This window comes from Sinorhizobium sp. CB7 (genome assembly GCF_041357635.1).
Taxonomy (GTDB): Bacteria; Pseudomonadota; Alphaproteobacteria; order Rhizobiales; family Rhizobiaceae; genus Rhizobium.
In genome coordinates, this window is the sequence record NZ_JAULLL010000011.1 from 200,726 (window position 1) to 222,906 (window position 22,181).

Sequence of the window (22,181 nt, forward strand, 5' to 3'; positions counted from 1 at the left end):
TCCGTCAATGGGAGGATTTGAGTATGAGTACAATCGCTGTGGGAAAACCAGGAAGCTTCCGTGCCGGAGAAATAATAAGGCAATTCAGCATCGTATTGGTGTTCTTGCTGATTGTCGCGTTCTTCTCGTTCGCGAGCCCTTATTTCATGAGCTGGCCGAACTGGCTCAATCTAGTCCGACAGTCATCGATCAACGGCATTTTGGCGATCGGTGTCACCTTCGTGATCCTGACCAAAGGCATAGATCTGTCCGTTGGGTCGGTGATGGCACTTTCCGGCATGATTGCTGCGAGCCTGGTGACTGAAACAAACGAGCACTTCGTCCTCATTGGCATCTTGGCCGGACTTGCAGTCGGAGCTGGCCTAGGCCTGGTGAACGGCGTCCTCGTTGCCGCGATAAAGGTTCCCCCGTTCGTTGTGACGCTTGGAATGCTGAGTGTGGCTCGCGGTCTGACCTTGATCTTTTCCCAGGGCAGCCCAATCCCTAATCTTTCCGACGCCTACAAGTGGATCGGCTCCGGCCAGGTTATGTACCTCCCTGTTCCGATCATCATCCTGTTTCTCGTGTTCATCGTCGGTTGGGTGGTTCTGAATTACACGACCTTCGGCCGCTACGTCTACGCTGTCGGCGGCAACGAGAAGGCGGCGCGCACGAGCGGTATCTCGACGAAGATCATCGTCGGCGCCACCTACGTGATCTCCGGCCTGCTCGCCGGTATGGCTGGGCTTGTGTTGACCGCACGGACAACCGCAGCACTGCCCCAGGCGGGCATTGGCTACGAGCTGGACGCGATCGCTGCCGTCGTCATCGGCGGGACGAGCCTTGCAGGCGGCCGTGGCTCATTGCTTGGCACTCTTATCGGCGCGCTGATCATTGGCACCATCAATAACGGCATGGATCTGATGGGGGTCTCGTCCTACTACCAGCAGGTGCTTAAGGGCACGATCATCGTGGTCGCGGTTATCGCCGACCAAATCCGCAAATAACGAGTTTCGGAATTGCCGCCGACGTGGTCGGCGACAATGCTCGGTCATGCAAGGGCGTGGTTGGGCAGTTTTCAAACCAGAGGAGAGCAAGAAAATGCAGATGTTTAGGAGGAGCCTGCTCAAGGCAGGTGCGGGACTGGCACTTGTCGCGGCGACATTGACTGGACCCAAATTGGCGTTAGCAGAAGACAAGATCCGCATTGCGGCTCTATCGTTCGGCGAGTCCGGCGAATACATGAAGGCTTGGTCGACTGAAATCAAGAACCATCCCGCCGTTAAGTCGGGCCAGGTCGAGATCACCGTCTTCGACGGCAAGTACGACCCGCTCACTCAAGCAAACCAGATCGACACCGCGATCACGCAGCAGTTTAACGCCATCATCATGGCGCCTTTCGACCTCGAGGCGTCGGCCCCGCCGATCGACAAAGCAGCGGAAGCGAAAATCCCGCTGATCGTATCGGCGCTCAAAACCAAGTCTAAGAACTACACCGCCTCTATCATTGTCAACGACACCGAAGGCGGGCGCATTATCGCCGAAGAACTCGGCAAGCGGCTTCCCAACGGCGGCAATGTCGTCCTGATGGAAGGGCCTATCGGCCAGTCTGCCCAGATCGAGCGTCGCGCTGGCGTCGATGCCGGCCTCGCCAAGTTCCCCAATCTGAAGCTCATCGAAGCCAAGACAGGCAATTGGAGCCGCGCCGAAGGCCAGGCTCTCATGGAGAACTGGTTGCTCGCGCATCCCGGTCAGATCAATGGCGTTCTCGCTGAGAACGACGAGATGGCGCTCGGCGCGATCGAGGCAATGAAGAGCGCCGGTATTGATCTCAAGACCGTTCCGGTCCTTTCGATCGACGGCATTCCCGATGCCAAGCGTGCCGTGAAGAAGGGCGAACTGGCGGTGTCGCTCTACAAATATGCCCGCGCCGAAGGCCAGGGCGCCGTAGACCTGGCGCTGCATGCCATCAAGGGCGACGACTACAAGCCGCAGGCTGAAATCTGGGGCTCGCTGATGGACTGGAAGGGCGGCAAGGACAGGGACTACGTCGTTCCGTGGCTCATCCTCGATGCCAGCAACGTCGAGAAATACATGTAATCAAGAAGCTGGGGCGGACGGCCGAAGGCCGTCCGCTTAGCATTATGGCAATAAGGAACGATCAGCATGCTACAGAGAACACTTGGAAAGACCGATGTAACACTCACCTCCCTCGGATTAGGGACATCGCCGCTCGGCGGCTGCAATGTCGACGTGAGCTTCCAAGCCTTCGAAGCGGTTGTCCTCAAAGCCTATGAGCTCGGCGTTCGTTATTTCGACACTGCGCCCCTCTACGGTCTCGGAAAATCCGAGCACTCCCTCGGCCATGTTCTCAGGAACAACGACCTTGTCGGGAAGGTCGTCGTCAGCACCAAGGCGGGCCGGATACTGAAGCCCGAAAGCCGCGCCAAGCGCGCGGAGAGCCTCTACGGCATCGACTGGGTGGAAGCACTGCCGTTCGTCGATGAATACGACTATTCCTATGACGGCATCATGCGCGCCTTTGAAGATAGCCAGCAGCGGCTGGGCATGGACCACATCGACATCCTCTATCTCCACGACGTGAGCGGCGAATGGCACCGCGAAGCCTATGCTACCCATCTGTCGGCGCTGAGATCGAGTGGCTACAAGGCTTGCGACGAACTGCGACGGACGGGCTCCGTTAAGGCGATCGGTCTCGGCGTCAATGAGACGGCGTCGGTCCTGCAAGTGGCGGAGGAGTTCGATCTCGATTGCTCTATGGTAGCAGGACGGTATACCCTCTTGAACCACGGTGCGCTCGACCACTTCTATCCGGAAATGCAGCGACGGGGCATTGGTATCATCGCCGCCGGTATCTACAACTCAGGCATCCTCGCCGAGGGGAGCAAATCGCGGACCACGACCCGCACCTACGATTGTCAGCCCGCCCCAGAGGCCATAGTGCGGAAGGTTGAAGCGCTCGAAGCAGTCTGCGAACGCCATGGTGTCTCCCTCCCAACTGCCGCGACGCAGTTCGTCTATGCGCATCCTGCAGTGACTGCGGTAGTGCAAGGCGCACTGACACCGGAACATGTGACGGCCAACGTCGCGGCGATCTCAACCCCAATACCGGGCGCCTTCTGGGACGATTTGAAGTCATCCGGCCTCATCCCTGCGGCCGCCCCAGTACCAACGACGTGACTCCGATGACGATAGAATTGGCTCAACCAAGGCCCTCTGACATACTGGTCACCTACCGGATCGAGACGGCGGGGAACCCCGAGGCATTGGCCGCCAAGATAGCGAGCGACCAATCTACCGGGACGTTCGTTGCGTTGCAGGGCGAGACGCCGGAGCTCAAAGCCCGCGCGGCCGCGAGGATTGTGGCGTTCGAGCAGCTCGGCGCGACCAACGTCCCGTCTCTTCCCACGGAGGGGAGGGCGTTCAATCGCGCCCTGGCGACCATCGCGTACCCCTTCGAAGCGGTCGGCACCGACCTATCGGCTCTGACGACGATTGCGCTCGGCGGTGTTTGGTCGATCAAAGGGCTTACCGGACTGCGGATCATCAGCCTGCAGTTGCCGCCGGAGTTCGATGGCGTCTACCCGGGCCCTCAATTCGGTATCGAGGGCTCTCGGCGACTGACTAGTGTCTACAACAGACCAATCATCGGCACGATCATCAAGCCGGCGCTCGGGCTTACGCCGGACGAGACGGCGGAAGTTGTTGCCGATTTGGCACCGTCCGGCGTCGACTTCATCAAGGACGACGAGAAGCTCGCCTCGCCACCTTACTCCTCTTTAGAGGCGCGCGTGAAAGCAATCATGCCGATCATCCGTGACGAAGAGCAGCGTACCGGTAAGAAGGTGATGTATGCCTTCGGCATATCTGACGTCGATCCAGACGAGATGGTCCGCAAGCACGACATGGTGTTGCGCGAGGGCGGCAACGCCGCAGTCATCAACATCAATTCAATCGGCATGGGCGCCTTCCTGTTTCTGCGTCGACGTTCATCTCTGGTTTTGCATGCTCATCGAAACGGTTGGGATCTTCTCACTCGGCACCCAGGCTTGGGGTTCGACTTCTCGGTCTACCAGCAGCTTTGGCGCCTGCTTGGCGTCGACCAATTCCAGATCAACGGGATCTCTGCCAAATACTGGGAACCGGACGACTCTTTCGTGCAGTCATTTCATGATCTCCAGAAGCCGATCTTCGATGACGGCGATCGCCCTCTGCCTGTCGTTTGCTCGGGCCAGTGGGGCGGGCAGGCACCGGAGACTTATCGGAGGACGGGGCAGACGATAGACCATCTTTATCTCTGCGGTGGTGGGGTGGTCAGCCATCCCGGCGGGCCGTCGGCGGGCGTGAAAGCTGTCCGCGCAGCTTGGGACGCTGCAGTCGGCGGAATTGATCTCCATGAATATGCCAAATCTCACCCGGAGTTGGCGCAGGCGCTCGCCAAGTTCGGCTCGAAAACCGTATCAGAAGGAAAATAGAAGATGGAATACCGTCAACTTGGCCGGTCAGGTCTGAAAATCTCGCAACTGGTTCTCGGCTGCATGAGTTTCGGCGTCGCGGATCGCGGCAACCATGCGTGGACCCTGTCCGAAGACGACAGCAGGCCCTTCATCAAAGAGGCGCTCGAGCTGGGCATCAATTGCTTCGACACGGCGAACGTCTACTCGGACGGCACCAGCGAGGAGATTGTCGGCAAGCTGCTGAAGGAGATGGTCCCTCGCGACGAAATTGTCATTGCCAGCAAGGTCTACGGCAAGATGCGCAATGGAGCAAATGCGGTTGGACTGTCCCGTAAGGCGATCATCGCCGAGGCCGAAGCCAGCCTCAAGCGGCTGGGGACCGACTACATAGACCTTTACCAGATTCACTTTTGGGACAACTCGACACCTATCGAAGAGACCCTGGAGGCGTTGACCGACCTGGTTGCGAGCGGCAAGGTCCGCTACATCGGGGCAAGCAATTGCTACGCGTGGCAATTCGCAGGCGCGCTCTACAAGTCCGACGCTGCTGGATGGTCACGCTTCGTTTCGATGCAAGCCCAGATGAACCTCCTTTATCGCGAGGAGGAGCGGGAGATGCTGCCTCTCTGCAAAGCGGAAGGTGTCGGAATCATAGCGTTCAGCCCGCTTGCTCGCGGCCGGCTCAGCCGGCCCTGGGAGGAGAGCAGCCTGAGGTCTCAGACCGACAACGTGACGGCGCGTTTTTATGGCCACGCGGACGACGCGGATCGGCGCGTGGTAGATGTGGTCGCAAAGATAGCAGAAGCCAGGAACATCTCGCGGTCACTCGTTGCGATGGCTTGGCTTAACAGTAAGGCGGGCGTGACGGCTCCTATCATCGGCGCGACCAAGCTTCAGCATCTGAAGGACGCCGTCGCTTCTTTGGACGTCAAGTTGAACGACCACGAGATCCATGAACTCGAGGAGCCTTATGTGCCGCATAGGGTGGTGGGCTTGAACTGAGTTATCTCAGCGGGAACGTAGTTGGAACTGTCAGGGGCAATTGGAACCTGGCTCCCGGACACGTGGACAGGTCGTTTCGATCTTGGCTTCGGGAGAAGCGACGCCAGGCCGATGAAGGCGTCTCGTCGGCGAGTGGACCAAGAAAGTGAAGACGATCGCTCCAGTATCATCGCGAGGAAAAATGCCCGTCACCCATCGGTTTGACGTTAGCGATAGCGCCATCGAAGCTGCCGCACAACTAATGCGAAATGGCGAAGTTGTGGCGTTTCCGACCGAGACGGTATACGGGCTTGGCGCGGATGCTAGCAACCCAGCTGGGATTGAGCGAATCTACGAAGCCAAGGGGCGCCCCCGCCATAACCCACTGATCATCCACGTCTCCGATCTCGAAATGGCGCGCAGAATGGCGCATTTCAATCCGCAGGCAGAGTTGATTGCTGCAAACTTCTGGCCGGGACCCCTGACATTGCTTCTGCCCAAGAGGGCCGACGCGGGGCTTGCCTCCGCAGTCACTGCAGGCATGAACAATGTCGCCATCCGTTTCCCTTCATCAAGCGTCGCGCAACGGCTGATCCGAGCCGTCGGGTTTCCGGTGGCAGCGCCATCGGCCAATCGCTCGGGTAAAATTACCTCGACACGGTTCGCAGAGGTCTTTCGTCAATTGAACGGGCGGATATCGGGCCTCGTGCAAGAAGACACATGCGATCACGGCCTCGAATCCACCATTCTGTCGCTAGTCGGGGCCCCGATCATTCTACGCCATGGGTCCGTTCCTCAGGAAGCACTGGAAGCTTTACTCGGTCCGATGGCCGAGGACAGTACGCCCCAGAAGGTCGCGGTTCCGGGCCAGTTGAAGAGCCATTACGCTCCGGAAGCCACAGTGGAGATGAATATCAACAGTCCCACAGGCAATATGGTCTGGATCGGCTTCGGACCGGAAAGCAAGGGCTGCCATTTAACGCTGTCCTGTTCTGGCGACCTCCAGGAAGCTGCCCACAACCTCTACACCGTCATGAGTGAAGCCGACGCTCTCGCAAAGCCGGGGGATGTGATCGCATTTGCCTCGGTGCCGCTCGTCGGTCTCACGATCAATGACCGATTGAAACGTGCTGCCGCGCCGCGTTCGACCTAGCCGATCATATGTACCTTCTTGAAAAAAAGCTTGCGTCCTGAGGTATGACCTTATACCTTACACCTCGCTGATTGAGGGGTCAGACCGAGGAGGTGTTCATCAAGCTTTTCTGATGAGTGGACGCGGATATTTGCACTGCAAGTCGCGTCCCCTGATGGCGTATTCAAAGCGGGCTTTCCCAAAAAAAGGACGGCAAGACCGAAGTCAGGTCGTCCCGACACTTCCTATCGACATCTCAAGGATGAACACATGACTGAACTTGGAATTCGGCCTCTCGGTAAAAGCAAAGTACAGGTGACTTCGCTGGGGCTAGGCACGGTGCCGCTCTCTGGCTTCAACGCCGATGTCTCCTACGACGAATTCGAAGCTACGATCCTCGCTGGGTACGCGGCGGGAATACGCTATTTTGATTGCGCACCGATGTACGGCTTTGGGAAATCCGAGCATTATCTCGGTCACGCCCTCCGGGCGAACAAGCTGCGCGAAAACGTGGTGGTGAGTACCAAGGTCGGACGCGTGCTAAAGCCCGCAAGCAGGACGAAGAAGCTCGAGACCGTCTATGGCATCGAGTGGATCGACCCGCTTCCGTTTCTCGACACCTACGACTACACCTATGACGGCGTAATGCGTGCATTCGAAGACAGCCAGCAGCGTCTTGGGCTTGACTATATCGACGTTCTTCTGGTGCACGACGTTGGACGCGCCTGGCACGGCGACCAAAGCGAGTTCTACTGGGACCAGCTCCGGGCCTCCGGTTACAAGGCACTCGACGAGCTTCGGTCCAGTGGCGCCGTCTCAGCCATCGGCCTCGGGGTCAACGAAACCGAATCCGTCGTTGGTGTCGCGCGTGAATTTCCGATCGACTGCTCGCTGATCGCAGGGCGCTACACGCTCTTGAACCATGCTCCTCTTGAGGCTGCGTTCGACGAGTTGCTCCAGCGGAACGTATCCGTGATCGCGGGAGGTATCTTCAACTCTGGAATCCTGGCAACCGGAGTCGGCGGCGCCACCGCCACGTACGATTACGGCAAGGTTCCGACCGCCGTCGTCGAAAAGGTGAAGGCTATCGAAAACATTTGCTCAAGATATTCGGTGAGCCTGCCGGCAGCGGCGATGCAGTTCGTCTACGCCCATCCCGCGGTAGCTACTCTCGTCATGGGCGCAAAGAGCCAGTTCGAAGTCGACCAGAATGTCAAAGCGATCAACGAGGCGATATCCCCTGCGTTCTGGAGTGATTTGAAAGAGGCAAACCTTATTCCGCCGAACGCGCCGCTACCGACGACTGGCCGATAATGAGCAGCGGTACGGTGCGCCGCAGCTTCAAATGTGACGCGATCGTCGATCCTGTCGCGCTGAGCGAGATGCGCGCAAGCCTCGAGGCGCTCGTCCGGACATATGGGGAGCTCCTCGCGGTGTACTCATTCATGCATTTGGCGTCGAAGGAGAAGAGCATGCGCCTCCTGGCTGGCGAACTCGCCGACCGCGCTGCCGAGATTAAGCGGTCGATCCGTCACGTGTGGTCCGTCTCACATGGTTTCACGCGCGATAGCCATACGCTGGTTCATCTCGGAAACACCGACCGCCTGCTTGTCGAGGCGGACGGGCAGCTTCAGCGCGGCATGTTCGGCTCCGACGCGACGCTGTTGGGTTTGCTTGCAAACGCGGCGGCCGAACTGAAGCGTTCGGCCGCCATCTTGGGCACGACGACCTTCGATACGAGCGCATGCTGTGGAGGGTCTCTATTCAAACACTGGGAGGAAAGCTATGGGAGCGCATTCGATCTGGGTACTTGAATACTCACGTAGTCCGGTGCATCCGGTCAGCGGAGTGTTTTATGGCGCCCACAATCAGGGCACAATGAACCTGCCGTTCGCCTACATTCTCGTCAAGACAGTGGATGCGGTAATCCTGGTCGATGTCGGGCATGACGCCGCCGATTTAGGAGGCCAGATCGCCAATTCAATCGGCGTTACAGGTTGGACGCCTCCGGACATCGTTCTCGGGGAATGCGGGATAAGGCCCCAAGACGTCACGCATATCATCCTCACGCACGCGCACTTCGATCACATCGGTGGCCTCAAGTTCTTTCCGAATGCGAAAATCTATATTCAGAAAAAGGAATTGGAATCCTGGATGTGGATTCTGGCAAAGGGTCGCCGCTTCCGTTCATTGCAGGCCGGATTGAACCCGGCGGACATCCTATATCTGACGCAGGCGAACATCGAAGGCCGCCTCGAACTGCTTGAGGGAGAGCGCGAGAATTTGGTGCCCGGCGTTCATGTCTATCCCGCCTTCGACACCCACACCGCAGGATCGCAGTATGTGGTGGTAGAGACCAGCGACGGAGCCGACAAGTTTGTCCTGTCCGGCGACGTCATCTACACCTACGATAATCTCACGGGCGGGGACGACAACGATCCCTACTTCGTGCCGCCAGGTCTCGCCAATGGCAGCCAGACACGCCTGATCGAGTCCGCGGAAGAGATGCTGAAAATCGTCGGAATGGACGAACGCCGCATTGTTCCCATGCACGAGGAAAAGCTGTCAAAAATCTATCAATCACGCGTAACCGATCGCGAGCTCATGCTCGTCGAGATATGTTTGGCCGACGGAGAGCGTTCAAGAGTGTGACGGATTGGAATGTCCACGAACGCGAAGTCGCTTAGTTCAGAATCGTCCTCCCCAAGGCGATGCGCAGAGAAAGGCCGGGTGTCTACGACCCCGGCCTTTTTCCAATTTCCTTAGCCACATCTACCTGAGCAGAGGGATCAATTGGCTGACCGAGTTCTTCGCATCGCCATAGAACATCCGAGTGTTCTCCCTGAAGACAGCGGATTCTCAATCCCCGAATACCCCGTACCCTGTCCACGCTTCGACACGAATACCTGCCGCGCTTTCCATACCTCCAGAACAGGCATCCCGGCGATCGGTGAGTTCGGGTCGTCCTGCGCTGCCGGGTTCACGATGTCATTCGAGCCTATGACAATGACGACGTCCTTCTGCGGGAAGTCGTCGTTTATTTCGTCCATTTCGATGACAATGTCGTAAGGCACCTTTGCCTCGGCAAGGAGCACATTCATATGGCCAGGCAATCGACCCGCCACAGGATGAATCGCGAAGCGCACGGTCTTGCCGGCGGCGCGCAGCTTGCGCGTCAGTTCCGATGCCGCAGCTTGCGCCTGAGCCACAGCCATTCCGTAACCCGGTACAATCACCATGCTCTGCGCGTCGTTGAGCGCGGCGGCCAGTCGATGGCGCCTCCCGCTAGCCCGCCTTTGTCAGTCGTGATTGCCGACTCTTAGACCGCCTCTGCCATCCGAACGCCAACTTCACAACGAAAATCCCAAAATCACAGTTAACAGCTTGAGTATGTGATTTTGAATTGGTGTGGGCTTGGTGCTAGAAGATCTAATTCAGAGCGTCGGAGAAATGGAATATGAAGAGAGATGATCGGAGGCAGGCCATCATGGATCTGTTGGTCGAGCAGAGGATGGTGGATCTCGACAACCTATCCGATCGATTTGCAGTATCGAAGATGACCATCCACCGCGATCTGGACGATCTTGAGCAGGCGGGGATGCTTCGCAAAGTCCGTGGTGGCGCAACCATCGAGGCAGGAGGCCAATTCGAAAGCGATTTCCGGTTCCGGCAGCAGCAGGAGGGCGACGCCAAACGTCGTATGGCCGAAGCTGCCCTCGAACTCATTGAGCCCGGAATGACAGTCATGGTCAACGACGGATCTATGGCGTCAGTCCTAGGTGAAATGCTGCCACAGAAGAGGCCGCTTACAGTGATCACGAACAACGCAGCGGTGATCGATCGGCTCAAGGCGGAGTCGGGCGTCAACCTGATCGCAGTTGGCGGAAGCTATTCGGTGAAGTTCAATGGATTTTTCGGCGTCGTTGCCGAAGAAGCCCTCTCGCGCCTTAGCGCCGACATCGCCTTCATCTCCACGCCAGCGGTTTCAGGATTGCGCGTTTATCATATGGATGACAACGTCATCCGCTCGAAACGAGCAATGATTGAGAGCGCTGCGCGCCGTTGCCTGCTCGTGAACCACAAGCGTTTCAATCACACTGCTCTTCATGTCCTCGCCACGGTCGATGAGTTCGAAGTCATCATCACTGACCAAGAACCCCCGGACGATGCCCGCGTGGCGTTAGAGAGAGCCAACGTGCCCCTTCGCGTCGCATCACACGAGAGCGAGTAAATATAGGGGAACGATCCTTTGGCTGAGCCGGGCAAGGAAGCCGCTGGGATCGATACATAGGCAGAGCACGTCATTCGCCCGAGAATTGCCTTCGATGTTCGGCGACGAAGGACTATTTCACTTCGCCTCCTTGGCTATGACGCCGCCGTCGCGTTCCTTTGTGAGGCGAGCCAATTCCTTTTTCAGCCGTCCAATCTAGTCGACCTCGTCGCTGACCTCGGCGCTTGTCGCGGCGAACTTCTTCTTCCGATCGTAGCGCGGGCTCACGCTCGGAGATCTCCGCAATGGGGTAAGCGTTCGGTGATCCGAAGCACCACGCGCTGAGCTTGAACCATCGCCCATGATGCCTCCTTGCATCAACTTGTAGGGAAGCGGGCGTCTGCAGATCTGCGTCGACTCCCTTTCTTCTGGCCGCGGAGATGCGCCGAACATGCCGCCTCACATTTAACTCGAATTAAAGGTATTAGGTATAAGGTCATACCTATAGCTCGTTCAACAGGTGTGCTTCAGGGGACGGAGGAATAATGCGAGATATTCGGAAATTCGGCGTGACGCTACGTTTGTCGATCGCTTTTGGGTTGCTCTTGTTCGCGATGGGAGTTCTGTCCCTTTCGTCAATCAGGCAGGTAAATGAGATAAATGCTAAGCTCAGCCTCATAAACGGCAGTAACAGCCAAAAATACCGAAACGGCATTGATATGCTCGGAACGGTCCGAGATCGAGCTATTGCATTGCGCGACATCGTTTTGGCCGTCTCAGACACGGATCAAGCGACGACAATCGTGATGATGAAAAAGCTGCAGGCTTCCTATGCCTCCAACTCAGTGGAATTGCAGAACGCCGTTAATTCCGATGTCTTCAGCACTGCCGCTGAGCATCGTCTCGTTGAGGGTCTGAGGGCCTTTCAGAATGAAGCGGAGCCATTAATCGCCGAAGTTATCAAGCTGACACTTGACGGAAAAAAGGACCAGGCAAAGCCACTCCTGTTAAATGAACTTCGACCCAAGTTGACTGCATGGATTGGTGCTTTGAACAAATTGATCGATTACGAGCAAGCATTGAACCAGGGGGTCGGCGGCAAAGTCAAAGCGGCTTCTGACGAGTTTAAATCCCTGACCCTCACTGCGCTAAGTGTGGCTGCTTTGTTCGGAGTATTTGCGGCAGCGCTCACTACCCGCTCAATCATAGCGCCACTGGCGAAGCTGCAGCACTCAGTCCGTCAAATGATAGCCGGCGACATGCAGATCGACCGAGTACTTGAGCGACGAATGGATGAAATCGGCCAGCTAGCTAGGCAGATATCCAGGCTTAAGACCCATATTTCAGAAAAAGCTGAGCGCGATGCGATTGCCGAACATCATCGACAGAATGCTGAGCGGCAGCGTTTGGAGAAGGAAGGGGAGGAGCGCCAGCGGGCTGCCGAACAGACCAGTTCTGCCGTTGAACAAGTTGCCGGTGCTTTGAAGGAATTGTCGAGAGGCAACCTTCACGTTCAGCTCAATCGTCCTTTCACGGACGCTCTCGAGCCGCTCAGATTGGACTTTAATTCAGCTATCAGCCAACTTCGTGATGCGATGTCCGAGGTGAACCATAATGCGCAGGCGATTGCTGCCGGTGCTGAAGAAATCCGCACTTCCTCGGGCGAACTCGCGATAAGGACGGAGCAACAAGCCATTGTTGTTGAGCAGACGGCGTCGGTCCTCGCAGATATGACAAGACAGGTGGTGGACGCAAGCCATAGAGCACACGAAGCAGGGGTCCTGGTCGGTGAAACCAAAGAGAACGTCGAGAGGTCAGGCACTATAATGCGTGAAGCTGTTGAGGCTATGACGAAAATTCGGGCCTCTTCAGTTGAAATAGGCAATATAATCGGCGTTATCGATGAAATCGCGTCTCAAACAAACCTGTTGGCCTTGAACGCAGGCATTGAGGCGGCTCGCGCTGGTGAGACTGGCCGTGGGTTTGCGGTGGTTGCGCAGGAGGTGAGAGACCTGGCGCAAAGGTCTGCGGCGGCTGCGAAGGAAATCAAATCCTTGGTTGAGGTATCTAACGTACATATAAATGGTGGGGTTCAGCGCGTGCACCAAGCCGGCAACGCCTTGGGCCAAATCGTTGTTCAGGTGCAGAGTGTGAATCAAAACGTCGACGCCATTGCTCAAGTTTCTCGCGTGCAAGCTGACGGGCTCAAGGACATCAATTTCTCAGTAGGAAAGATTGAATCAGCGACGCAACAAAACGCAGCGATGGTGGAAGAGTCGACCGCTGCCGTCAACAATCTCGCGAAAGAGGCAGCTTCGCTTTTCGAGATGTTATCCAGGTTCCAGATAGACGATGGGAAAGCAAACACTAGCTGCGCTGAACAGCCATCGTTCTCTGTGGCTTTAGCATCGTCAACGTCGATCCTGCAAAGCAGGGTCTCAAGGCTAACAGCATAACCTGCCTCTAACAAATTACCGCAGAATGAGTTAGAGGCGTAAGGAAGCGCGAATGCGCGCTCCGAGATATTCTCTCATGGGCGGTCGACGCGATATCTGAGATGTACGGAGCCAAGGCGGGCTGGCTCGACGCTGAGAAGCGTGAGCCTCACCTTGTCCGCGAGCCCATCGTCACCTCCCTCGAATATAGCCGGAGAATTCGACTTGCCTCCGATCGCCGGAAAGACGACCACACTGATCTCGTCAACAAGACCCGCGTTCAGGAAATGCCCATTCGTTTGTGCTCCGCCTTCCAGCATCAGACGCTTCACGCCGAATTGTTCGCCGAGAACGTCTAGCGCATTTTTTAGATCGACGGCATCAGCCTGGGACACAATATAGGAAACGCCGGCCTGCATCAGGCCCGCCAGGTATACGTCGTCTACGTCTCGTGCGGTCAGGACGACAACGTGAGCGCCCTCGATGTCGCCCTTGTCCCAGCGCAGCCGACCGTCTTTATCGACGATCACGGCGAACTCGTTGGCATCTGGATCGGCGATATGGACCGGTCGCTCGGCTATGCCGGTTGTTTCATAAGGTTGGTCGACCGCGTCGGCAAATTCCTCTCCCGTCGCTCTTCCGGAAAGCCAGGCGTCGGCGCCGATCTTCTCATGCAAGTAGTCGTAGACGTTCACGAGTTCATCAATCGAATGGCCGGTCCCCTCGGCCCAGTCATTGACGATCAGTCGGCCGTCCAGCGGCGACATCATGTGACAAATCACATATGGTCTTGTCATTGGACTATTTTCCTCCGCTAAACATTCGCCGTCAGCGTCCGGCGTTTAACCATGCCGCGAACTTTTCTTTCCAGTCGGGATGCCAACGTGAAAGCGCCGGCCGGTTCAGGATCATATCATCGGCTGCCCAGCGGATCCGCCTGGCATCAGTCTGCGACGTGACCGCGTTATCCGGGCAAATTATGTAGAAGTCCTCGTCTAGAAGGAGACGAGCCAGGAAGTATTCCACCACCTGCTCGGCGGTCCATGCCTCATCTGGCTTCGCTGCGCCCTGTGGCTTAAGAGCCATGTTCATCGGTGTCCATGTGTAGCCTGGGACGAGAAGATGTGCCGATACGCGGCCTGCCGTCACCTTCAGTAGCTCGTGCGCCAGCTGTTCGGTCAGTACCTTAACCGCTGCCTTCGCCACCGAATACGCAGCGTTGCCCGGAGGAGTCGTGATACCTTCCTTGGAACCAAGGTTGATGACCGCCGAAGTGCGGCTCGACTCGATCAGGTACGGCACGAAAAGATGCTGCGCGGCAAGGACACCTCCAAAATTTACTTCGATCTGACGTCGCCACTTTGCGGGATCGTCCCAGGGGCCCGCTCCTTGCGTAATGCCTGCGTTATTTACAAGCACGGCCACCTCGCCAAACCGGGAAAGCGTTTCGTCGCGCAACCTCGTCAACGCTGAGAGATCTGACACGTCGCCGCTCACGCAGAGGGCTTCGGCGCCAAGTGTTGAGGCAACATTCTGGAGCGCGTCCGCGTCTAGGTCGAACAGCGCAAGCCGCATGCCGCGGGCGGCAAAAGTCCTCGCAATTGCCAACCCGATGCCGCTCGCAGCGCCTGTGACGACTGCAACGCGGCCGGGAGCAACGATCCCTTCCATTCTCTCGCTCATGTTTTTCCTTCTTATTGTCGACTCGTGGCCCTCGCCAGTGGAAGTCGCGCCGTCGTCCCGCCAGTGCATGCGGGTTCCCATTTTCGATTCGGCTGACGACCGCCGGTACAAACTATTCATCGCCTTCAGGCCAACTTGAGCCAGATCGGGCCATTTGCCTTGCGGTACCACGCCGCCGTTTCATCGTTGGAAAAAGATAGTTTACTCGGCCGAACGCTTAAAGTGAGGCTGATTGCACACACTGATGATTACTGCTCACGCATCGCGAACGAGCTTGAGACGCCGTGCTCGGGGGTCACTGGGTCTCTGTCCGCGTCATAATAGGTGGCCAATGCAGATGGTCGGCTTTTGGTTTTCTGCAGGTCACCTCGATGAATTTCGCTCACCGCCCCGGTCGATTTTGCTCATGTAACAAAAGCGGCTCTCCCTGACTTTCTTAGGCGACGCCTTGGGACGACCCTGGCGTCGAGGAAAAGCAATGGAGTGAAATCATGACAGACAATAAACCCCTCGCATTGGTGACTGGCGGTTCGTCGGGGATCGGCCTCGAGCTTGCAAAGCAGTTCGCTCAGAATGGTTTCGATGTCGCCATCTCCGGCTCCAGCGACAAGGTAAGCGAAGCGGCCGACGTCCTCCGACGCTTAAGCGCCGAGGCCTATCCATTCAAGGCAGACGCCTCGACGTACGAGGGCGTTGAGAGCTTCTGGACCTTCACCCAGGGACTAGGCCGCCCAGTGGAAGCCGCTGCTCTAAACGTTGGCGTCGGTATTGGTGGTGCCTTCGTGGACAACAACCTCGATGATGAGCTTCGCCTGCTCGCAATCAACGTCACGGGTACCGTACATATGGCTAAACGTGTCGTCCAGCACATGGTTAAGAACGGCCGCGGCAGGATTCTCATCACCTCCTCCGTTTCAGCGACACAGCCGACTCCGTACGAAACCGTCTACGGCCCTTCAAAAGCGTTCGGTTACATGTTCGCGGAGTCCCTGCGGGAGGAGTTGCGCTCGACCGGGGTCACCGTGACGGCGCTGCTTCCAGGCGCCACCAACAGCGACTTCCACGCAAACGCCGGAATGGGGGGCACAAAGCTGGGCGGCCAACAGAAGAACGACAAGACGCTCGTCGCCAAGCAAGGGTTCGAGGCCCTCATGAACGATGTGGACCATGTCGTTGGCGGAGATCAGGAGACCAAGCTGCAGGCGATAGAAAACCGGACGATCCCGGAGCCCGTCAAAGCCGCCCGCCAAGCCGAGCTGACTCGACCCCAGTGAAGGAGCCCGTTATGTCGAATCTTAAAGAGAAGGTCACCATCGTCACAGGAGCTTCGTCGGGAATTGGAGCGGCGACAGCTAGACGCCTTGCGGAGAAGGGTGCACGCGTAGTCCTTGCCGGCCGCAACGAGGGACGCCTCGCGAAGATCGTCGAGGAAATCACCACATCGGGCGGCATCGCCAGCCACCACGTTGCCGATGCGACCGATTTCGAAAGCACCAAAGCGCTGGTCGCTTTCGCCAGGAGGACATACGGCCCGGTCGATATCCTGGTCAACAATGCGGGGCTCATGCTCTTCTCATATTGGAAGGATGTCGCGGTCGGCGACTGGAACAAGATGATCGACACCAACCTGCGTGGCTACTTGCATGCAATCGCTGCGGTGCTGCCTTCAATGTTGGAGCGAAGGTCGGGCCGAATCTTGAACATGAGCTCTATCGCTGGCGTCCATGTCGGCGAGGCGGCAGGCGTTTACGGCGCGACAAAGTTTTTCATCCGCGGAATCACCGAAAGCCTCAGAAAGGAGGTCGGGGTCGGAAATGGAATTCAGATCTCGATGGTCAGTCCTGGCGTAATCGACACCGGCTGGGCCGACAAGGTCCAAGACGAAACGGGTAGGAAGATCGCTGGCGAGCTTAACAAGCAAGGTATTCCGCCGTTGTCGGTCGCGGACGCCGTGATCTATGCCCTAGACCAGCCTCCGGAGATCACGATCAATGATATCGTCGTGCACCCAACTCGGCAGGACTGGTAGATCGTCGGCGCTGGATGCTGGTCGGTTTTCAGCGCCGTTGATTTTGAGCCTCCAAGACTGTCAGCCGGCAGTAAGTTCATTCACGGCTGGATCCTGTTCGGCGTCTGCGCAATGTCACCTGTTCATTGGGCCATCTCGTGGCCTGAGGATCACGAAGGCGGCCTTATTGCGTAACCGTGGGCAGCTTGGAGGTCGTCTTTATGTGCGGGGACCCTCGCCATCTCGTCAACCGAAGACCACCGACGAGACGCTAAAGTCGTACACGCTGGAGTCCGATCGTTCAACGTGCTCAAATCGAGCATCTCGAGGTTGACCCATCCTGCCTGCAACAGCACCAACTCGTTTAGGGCATATGTTTAACTGCCTTTTTCCCGCATCAAATACCCGGGGAAGACAAGACCAATCGGATTAGGAATGAAGGAGCTGTTTGCAACTCCGTCTCGGTTTGTGTAAAGGCAATTTTAATTCAGCGCAGGCGTGAGTATTGTTCACCCATGGCATCGACGCGAGCGGATCTAGCCGACCTTGAAGCTTTCGTCGCGATCGCGCGGGCGGGAGGGTTCCGAAAGGCCGCCGCAATTCGCGGCGTCTCGGGCTCCGCTCTCAGCCACTCGATCAGAGGTTTGGAGAACCGCCTCGGCGTTCGTCTGTTTCATCGGACAAGTAGGAGCATCAGTCTCACCGCTGCCGGCGAAGTGCTCCTTGCCGAGCTTGAACCACGTTTCCTCGGCATACAGGCCGCGATCGATCTTCTTGACAGCTTCAGAAGCGGGCCTAGCGGCAGAGTGAGAGTGAACACTCTCCGTGACGCGGCCCAGCTGCTGATTGCTCCCCGAATGCCAAGTTTTCGGCGCAGCTACCCAGATGTCGAAATCGAAATCAGCGTTGACGATCGCTTTATCGACATGGTCGCGGAAGGCTTCGACGCCGGAATCCGTTACGGGGGAACCGTTCCCGAGGGAATGATCGCTTCGCGCCTGACGCCCGAGCTCGAATGGATCGTCGTCGGTTCTCCAGCCTATCTCAACGAGCGCGGGCGACCCGAACGGCCGACGGACCTCTTAAAACACGAGTGCATCCGGATCCGAACCGGTACAGATCACGTCTACAAATGGGAACTCGGCAACGGGGATCGCATGGTGACTCTCGACGTTCCGGGATTGCTCACGCTCGGAGATTCGGAACTGTCGATCCGCATGGCGGAGGAGGGGTGCGGTCTCTTCTATTGTTTGCGGGCACGGGTCGAGGACAAACTCGCCGCTGGCGTGCTCGAGGTAGTGTTGCCAGACTGGACGTCGAAAGGGCCAGGTTTCCACGCCTATTACGTTTCGCACCGACAGGTGCCGTCCGCTCTCCGGACATTTCTCGATCACCTTAAGGCGCCGATTTCGGATGTATGAAGGCTGACGACCCTACAGCTAAGGCGCGCGTCTAGCGGAACACCTCGCGGCTCCCGCAACGGCGACCGCAAGGCGTTCCCAATATTTCTTTGCTGCCGATTTACGGCGGTACGAAACCTACTTCGCGAAGAATACGAGCAGATGGTTGCTGGACCTCATCGGTCCGGCTGTGCATCCTTTTGACACCACGACTGACGCGCAGACTTGCATGAACGTGTACGATAAAAGCAAATTCAGATGAAAAAACCTCATCCATTTCACGAAATAATGCGTTTGAAATGGCAGCAAAAAGCGAAGATGGTTCGTTGCAAGGAGGGCCTCTGAGCTTGGATCAACCGAAAGCATAAGCTGGCCCCGAGCCACGATTTCCTTGGTTTCGAGGGGTAAGCCCAATTCCGCGCCGTTCTTACACAGAGAAACCATGTCAGGATCACAGCGGCGATTTTGCCGCGGCATCGATGTCTGCCGGGATGATATTGGCAATCTCCTGATCAAAAAGACCGGTACTCCCGGCTACCAAAATGCTCCGACAGTCATCCTCGATGGGCATACAGACATTGTCTATGAGGGCGTCCAGCACGACTTTCAACATGAAGGCGCGCGGACAACATCATTGGCGTCGCATTTGCAATGTCCTTGCTCGAGTCGGACGACATTCCGCATCCGCCGCTGGAAGTCGTTTGACTGTGCAAGACGAAGTCTGGGCGCGGAAATCAGCACTTCGACGGTGCGAAACTCACCGGCACGCGCTGCCGAGTTCCATAAATTAGGTTATGCGATTTTCAATCTCAGATTGAAGTGCCGGCGGACCCATGCCCTAGCGGCGGTGGAATTTCTCGATTCCATAAGATATTCTTTAATCACATTTTATTTATCATTTTTATGTCAATATTTCGCGGATTTGCCACACGCGGGAGATGTTTTTTCTTTTCGCGCCGGCGTTCGCCATATATAAAGTTGTCATTAAACAGTGCAGACGTCGCCCTGGCGGACGCGGAGACTAGATCGGGGTCCTGCGGCAGCTTTGCGATGGCTTCGATGAGGGCGGGAAGCGATTTCACTCCGTCAACCGGAAGACCTTCACATAGGCGGAGAGACCGCCACGCAGATGAAAAACTGAACACATTCGAGCGTTTGAACCATTGGAAAAGAACGGGAAGATTTTTGTCGCCCCGCCCAAGGACGGAAGCGACTTCAAGGAATTGTTCAAGCACTTAGCTGCTGTCGGTGCGGGCCGTCCGGTAGGAATTGACGGCTTTCCACAGGGACCATGGACACCAGAGCTCCTGGCAGAGGCAATTACGCAGATCGACTCCAATCGAGCCGGAGTCGATTTACGCACGGTACAGCTATGGTTTCAAGAGAACGATAAGGGGATCAGCCCCTCCAACATTAACTGGCTGGCACGGATCTTCGGCTGCGACGATAAGGAAGCGACGAGCGAATGGCTCCTGGAGCTCAGCGCGGCGCAATCACGCCTCACCGCTAAGAGGCGAGATTCAAAGAAAGCGGCTGTTACCGCAGCACCGCCAGATATTCCCCGCCCAGTGACCGTTGAAAATCATACGCAGCTTGCGGACAACCGGGCACAAGAAGGCGAGGTCGTTCGGCAAAAAAAGGGCTTCAGCTTGGCCAACCGATCGGAGGCGCTTTTTGGTAGCGGATCTCCTTTGAACCTCCCTGCATCCACATTCGCTGGGGCCTCTGCCCTCGGATTTTTGTCGTACATCGTGGGGATCCACAGCGTCACATATAGTCGGCCGGACGGGGTCGTAAAGCAGGTCGGCTTCCTATGGGCGCCGAACTGGACGTTCTTGTTCATGGTGCTCTTACCGCTATTTTTTTTGTTCGTGATAGAGTTGCTGCTCTTTTGGAAACAGGACGCGCGCTTCAGGCTGTTGGCGCAAGCCAACCGGTTCGAACGCGAAGCCTCTTGGCCGCGAAACATCGAGGCCTATTCTTACACTTACTGGGCGGTTTTCGTGATTTGCTTGCTCTTTGCCGGCGTTTTCCAATGGATCGGGGTGTGTTTGATCCCGCTGCTGGAAGGCGGTGACGACTACGCAACGAGTTGGGGCACGATAGCCATTGTGCAACCTGATCTCATATCAGTGCCAATGGAGATCGTTTTCACGGGGCTGGCATACCTGTATATGTGCCTGTGCTTCTATCTCTTCTTCGCGGGTCTCATTTTGCTCCACACGATCATCCACGATTTCTGGAGAATCGAAGAAATATTGATGCCGCGGCTTGGAGGAGATCGTCGCCGCGAGGGCGGTGAAATCCGCATCAAACTTATGCGGGGGATCTTCCGGTGCACCATCGTTGGTGTCCTCGTTGCAATATGTATGAAGGTTCAAAGCTCCTATCTGAGCTCGAACGGAGAGGATATTGCAACCTGGATATTCCGCGATTTGTCTTCGGTCGTTTATCGTCAGCATCAGGCCACCAACAGCTTCGGCTATAGAATGCCAACGCATTACAGCAGCCTCCTTGTCGCCATTTCGGCCTGTGTCGTTTTTCTCTACGGTTCCATCCGCCTGAATGCCGGAGCGCGGTTTCGTGAGGCTTTATGGAAGATGTCGGCGGCCGTGGGCCTGCTCTTTGCCACCTATCTATTGATCGATGCCTTTGACGGCTTTTCAATCCTCCTCATCGCTGGAGTGCTGACTGCGACATACAGCCTCTTTGATCCAGAGTTCGCGCTGCCGCGATCGCGCAAATCGGAGAGCAATCAGGGTGTATCATAGGTGGCTAGATCGTTGGGACGAACGTCGGGCTCAACGCGGTGAAGAAGCAAAGAAAGCGACGGACTTCATTCTCGACGCCGGCCGCGCCTTCCCCGACGCGGAGGGGATAGACTCTCTCGAAGAGTTTTGTGTCCTTGCCGACCACGCTGTGTCTGATCCAGGCTTTTACGATGAACCGGGCGGGAGCGCCCAAGGCTTTGAAAAGCACGATGGGTGGCTCAAGTTTCCTTCGGGGATCGCCACCGATGTGGGCGAGAACAACACCGTTTGGGCAAAACTCACCGAAAGTGGCTCGCGTGATCAGGTTCTGGTGATTTTTCATCATTGGAATGCCAGCGCCCGAAATCGCCAGATCGCCGGATTCTTCGCGCAACGTGGGATCACGGTCGTGGAGATAGCTATGCCCTACCACTTCGAACGCAGCCGACCCGGCGCGCTGTACGCTGATTATATGCTTAGCTCAAATGTCGGCCGCACGATCCAGTCGTTAAGGCAGGCCGTATGGGATGGGCGAAAGCTCATCCGGTGGCTGAAGAGCGAAGGCTACGGAGAGATCTCGGTGCTTGGCATGAGCCTCGGCTCGTGGGTGGCGGGTCTGATTGCGGCTCATGAGCCAGCCGTATCGAAGGCTTCGCTGTTTTTGACGGCCGGGAGTCTCGCAGACATGGTTTGGACAGGACGCGCGACGCGATCGATCCGCGAAAGCTTAGAACCGGCAATTGCGCTCGCGGATCTGCGGAGGGCATGGGGTCCGCTGAATTTGGAGAATTTCGCGCATAATCTGGCACGGCCCGATCTCGCGCTTCAAGTGGTGTTCGCAACAAGAGACAAGGTGGTGTTGCCCGAGCTAACGAAACGCTTCATCGAAAAACTGCATCAAGCAGGAGCCAAGCCAAAACTTCTGAAGCTGAACTGCGGCCACTATTCGCTCGCGACGCCCCCGTACATTTTGTTAGCAGGTTGGAGCCTTAAGCGTTTTCTGTCGCGCGCAAGAGCTCCAGATGGCGTCGCTCAATCAGCGATTCGGAAGTCCAGAAGCTAAGGATAAGCCCCTCGGTTTTCCGACCCCGTCTTTGCGTGAACCATGGAAATTTCCCATTCCCC

General features: G+C 56.9%; 19 protein-coding genes and 1 pseudogene. 17 read left to right on the plus strand and 3 right to left on the minus strand.

Annotated features, from left to right (window positions below):
- Window positions 1-23 precede the first annotated feature (23 nt).
- The 9 genes from AAE029_RS21700 (at window position 24) to AAE029_RS21740 (ending at window position 9,222) form a co-directional block, all read left to right on the plus strand.
- Window positions 24-986 (plus strand): ABC transporter permease, encoded by a 963-nt coding sequence (locus AAE029_RS21700; RefSeq protein WP_371074966.1) that lies wholly within the window; start codon window positions 24-26, stop codon window positions 984-986.
- A 94-nt stretch (window positions 987-1,080) separates the two neighbouring features.
- Window positions 1,081-2,079 (plus strand): substrate-binding domain-containing protein, encoded by a 999-nt coding sequence (locus AAE029_RS21705; RefSeq protein WP_371074967.1) that lies wholly within the window; start codon window positions 1,081-1,083, stop codon window positions 2,077-2,079.
- Between the two features lie 66 nt (window positions 2,080-2,145).
- Window positions 2,146-3,180: an aldo/keto reductase gene (locus AAE029_RS21710; protein WP_371074968.1), complete on the plus strand. Its 1,035-nt coding sequence runs from the start codon at window positions 2,146-2,148 to the stop codon at window positions 3,178-3,180.
- 5 nt (window positions 3,181-3,185) lie between these two features.
- Window positions 3,186-4,475 (plus strand): 3-oxo-isoapionate-4-phosphate decarboxylase OiaX, encoded by a 1,290-nt coding sequence (gene oiaX / locus AAE029_RS21715; RefSeq protein ID WP_371074969.1) that lies wholly within the window; start codon window positions 3,186-3,188, stop codon window positions 4,473-4,475.
- Between the two features lie 3 nt (window positions 4,476-4,478).
- Window positions 4,479-5,459, plus strand: a complete 981-nt coding sequence (locus tag AAE029_RS21720; protein ID WP_371074970.1) for an aldo/keto reductase — start codon at window positions 4,479-4,481, stop codon at window positions 5,457-5,459.
- Window positions 5,460-5,640: 181 nt separating this feature from the next.
- Window positions 5,641-6,591 (plus strand): L-threonylcarbamoyladenylate synthase, encoded by a 951-nt coding sequence (locus tag AAE029_RS21725; RefSeq protein WP_371074971.1) that lies wholly within the window; start codon window positions 5,641-5,643, stop codon window positions 6,589-6,591.
- 249 nt (window positions 6,592-6,840) lie between these two features.
- Window positions 6,841-7,884: an aldo/keto reductase gene (locus tag AAE029_RS21730; protein WP_371074972.1), complete on the plus strand. Its 1,044-nt coding sequence runs from the start codon at window positions 6,841-6,843 to the stop codon at window positions 7,882-7,884.
- Complete coding sequence (locus AAE029_RS21735) at window positions 7,884-8,384, plus strand: hypothetical protein (protein WP_371074973.1); 501 nt, start codon at window positions 7,884-7,886, stop codon at window positions 8,382-8,384. Before AAE029_RS21730 ends, AAE029_RS21735 begins: the two co-directional genes overlap by 1 nt.
- A complete protein-coding gene (locus tag AAE029_RS21740; RefSeq protein ID WP_371074974.1) occupies window positions 8,356-9,222 on the plus strand; it encodes an N-acyl homoserine lactonase family protein in 867 nt (288 codons plus the stop codon). Before AAE029_RS21735 ends, AAE029_RS21740 begins: the two co-directional genes overlap by 29 nt.
- Window positions 9,223-9,342: 120 nt before the next feature.
- Here AAE029_RS21740 and AAE029_RS21745 read toward each other — a convergent pair.
- A pseudogene (locus AAE029_RS21745) lies at window positions 9,343-9,839 on the minus strand (NAD(P)(+) transhydrogenase (Re/Si-specific) subunit beta); the annotation flags it as partial.
- 188 nt (window positions 9,840-10,027) lie between these two features.
- Between AAE029_RS21745 and AAE029_RS21750 the strand changes: the two are divergent.
- Window positions 10,028-10,801, plus strand: coding sequence for a DeoR/GlpR family DNA-binding transcription regulator (locus AAE029_RS21750; protein WP_371074975.1), 774 nt, complete (start codon window positions 10,028-10,030; stop codon window positions 10,799-10,801).
- 524 nt (window positions 10,802-11,325) lie between these two features.
- Window positions 11,326-13,236: a methyl-accepting chemotaxis protein gene (locus AAE029_RS21755; RefSeq protein WP_371074976.1), complete on the plus strand. Its 1,911-nt coding sequence runs from the start codon at window positions 11,326-11,328 to the stop codon at window positions 13,234-13,236.
- A gap of 74 nt (window positions 13,237-13,310) precedes the next feature.
- Here AAE029_RS21755 and AAE029_RS21760 read toward each other — a convergent pair whose 3' ends face one another.
- Both AAE029_RS21760 and AAE029_RS21765 read right to left on the minus strand, forming a co-directional pair.
- Window positions 13,311-14,012 carry a RibD family protein gene (locus tag AAE029_RS21760; RefSeq protein WP_371074977.1) on the minus strand — a complete coding sequence of 234 codons (702 nt, stop codon included), beginning with the start codon at window positions 14,010-14,012 and terminating at the stop codon, window positions 13,311-13,313.
- 31 nt (window positions 14,013-14,043) lie between these two features.
- On the minus strand, window positions 14,044-14,898 hold the full coding sequence (locus tag AAE029_RS21765; protein WP_371075049.1) for an SDR family oxidoreductase: 855 nt from the start codon (window positions 14,896-14,898) through the stop codon (window positions 14,044-14,046).
- A 491-nt stretch (window positions 14,899-15,389) separates the two neighbouring features.
- Between AAE029_RS21765 and AAE029_RS21770 the strand changes: the two genes are divergently transcribed.
- From AAE029_RS21770 to AAE029_RS21795, 6 genes are all read left to right on the plus strand, one after another.
- Entirely contained in the window at window positions 15,390-16,172 is a 783-nt protein-coding gene (locus tag AAE029_RS21770) for an SDR family NAD(P)-dependent oxidoreductase (protein WP_371074978.1), read from the plus strand.
- An 11-nt stretch (window positions 16,173-16,183) separates the two neighbouring features.
- A complete protein-coding gene (locus AAE029_RS21775; RefSeq protein WP_371074979.1) occupies window positions 16,184-16,927 on the plus strand; it encodes an SDR family oxidoreductase in 744 nt (247 codons plus the stop codon).
- Window positions 16,928-17,421: 494 nt separating this feature from the next.
- Window positions 17,422-18,327 carry a LysR family transcriptional regulator gene (locus AAE029_RS21780; protein WP_371074980.1) on the plus strand — a complete coding sequence of 302 codons (906 nt, stop codon included), beginning with the start codon at window positions 17,422-17,424 and terminating at the stop codon, window positions 18,325-18,327.
- 421 nt (window positions 18,328-18,748) lie between these two features.
- Window positions 18,749-19,282, plus strand: coding sequence for a hypothetical protein (locus AAE029_RS21785; RefSeq protein ID WP_371074981.1), 534 nt, complete (start codon window positions 18,749-18,751; stop codon window positions 19,280-19,282).
- A gap of 187 nt (window positions 19,283-19,469) precedes the next feature.
- On the plus strand, window positions 19,470-21,077 hold the full coding sequence (locus AAE029_RS21790) for an RcgA family putative transporter (protein WP_371074982.1): 1,608 nt from the start codon (window positions 19,470-19,472) through the stop codon (window positions 21,075-21,077).
- The gene (locus AAE029_RS21795; RefSeq protein WP_371074983.1) at window positions 21,067-22,119 is read left to right on the plus strand and encodes an alpha/beta hydrolase family protein; all 1,053 of its coding nucleotides are present in this window, start codon (window positions 21,067-21,069) and stop codon (window positions 22,117-22,119) included. Before AAE029_RS21790 ends, AAE029_RS21795 begins: the two co-directional genes overlap by 11 nt.
- Window positions 22,120-22,181 lie beyond the last annotated feature (62 nt).

Bases quoted from the DNA above. Each gene is read 5' to 3' on its own strand.
- AAE029_RS21750 (WP_371074975.1), top strand. From the start codon at position 10,028: ATGAAGAGAGATGATCGGAGGCAGGCCATCATGGATCTGTTGGTCGAG.
- AAE029_RS21730 (WP_371074972.1), top strand. From the start codon at position 6,841: ATGACTGAACTTGGAATTCGGCCTCTCGGTAAAAGCAAAGTACAGGTG.
- AAE029_RS21740 (WP_371074974.1), top strand. From the start codon at position 8,356: ATGGGAGCGCATTCGATCTGGGTACTTGAATACTCACGTAGTCCGGTG.
- AAE029_RS21760 (WP_371074977.1), bottom strand. From the start codon at position 14,012: ATGACAAGACCATATGTGATTTGTCACATGATGTCGCCGCTGGACGGC.
- AAE029_RS21705 (WP_371074967.1), top strand. From the start codon at position 1,081: ATGCAGATGTTTAGGAGGAGCCTGCTCAAGGCAGGTGCGGGACTGGCA.
- AAE029_RS21725 (WP_371074971.1), top strand. From the start codon at position 5,641: ATGCCCGTCACCCATCGGTTTGACGTTAGCGATAGCGCCATCGAAGCT.
- AAE029_RS21770 (WP_371074978.1), top strand. From the start codon at position 15,390: ATGACAGACAATAAACCCCTCGCATTGGTGACTGGCGGTTCGTCGGGG.
- oiaX (WP_371074969.1), top strand. From the start codon at position 3,186: ATGACGATAGAATTGGCTCAACCAAGGCCCTCTGACATACTGGTCACC.
- AAE029_RS21755 (WP_371074976.1), top strand. From the start codon at position 11,326: ATGCGAGATATTCGGAAATTCGGCGTGACGCTACGTTTGTCGATCGCT.
- AAE029_RS21765 (WP_371075049.1), bottom strand. From the start codon at position 14,898: ATGAGCGAGAGAATGGAAGGGATCGTTGCTCCCGGCCGCGTTGCAGTC.
- AAE029_RS21785 (WP_371074981.1), top strand. From the start codon at position 18,749: ATGTCAGGATCACAGCGGCGATTTTGCCGCGGCATCGATGTCTGCCGG.
- AAE029_RS21775 (WP_371074979.1), top strand. From the start codon at position 16,184: ATGTCGAATCTTAAAGAGAAGGTCACCATCGTCACAGGAGCTTCGTCG.
- AAE029_RS21720 (WP_371074970.1), top strand. From the start codon at position 4,479: ATGGAATACCGTCAACTTGGCCGGTCAGGTCTGAAAATCTCGCAACTG.
- AAE029_RS21710 (WP_371074968.1), top strand. From the start codon at position 2,146: ATGCTACAGAGAACACTTGGAAAGACCGATGTAACACTCACCTCCCTC.
- AAE029_RS21735 (WP_371074973.1), top strand. From the start codon at position 7,884: ATGAGCAGCGGTACGGTGCGCCGCAGCTTCAAATGTGACGCGATCGTC.
- AAE029_RS21700 (WP_371074966.1), top strand. From the start codon at position 24: ATGAGTACAATCGCTGTGGGAAAACCAGGAAGCTTCCGTGCCGGAGAA.
- AAE029_RS21780 (WP_371074980.1), top strand. From the start codon at position 17,422: ATGGCATCGACGCGAGCGGATCTAGCCGACCTTGAAGCTTTCGTCGCG.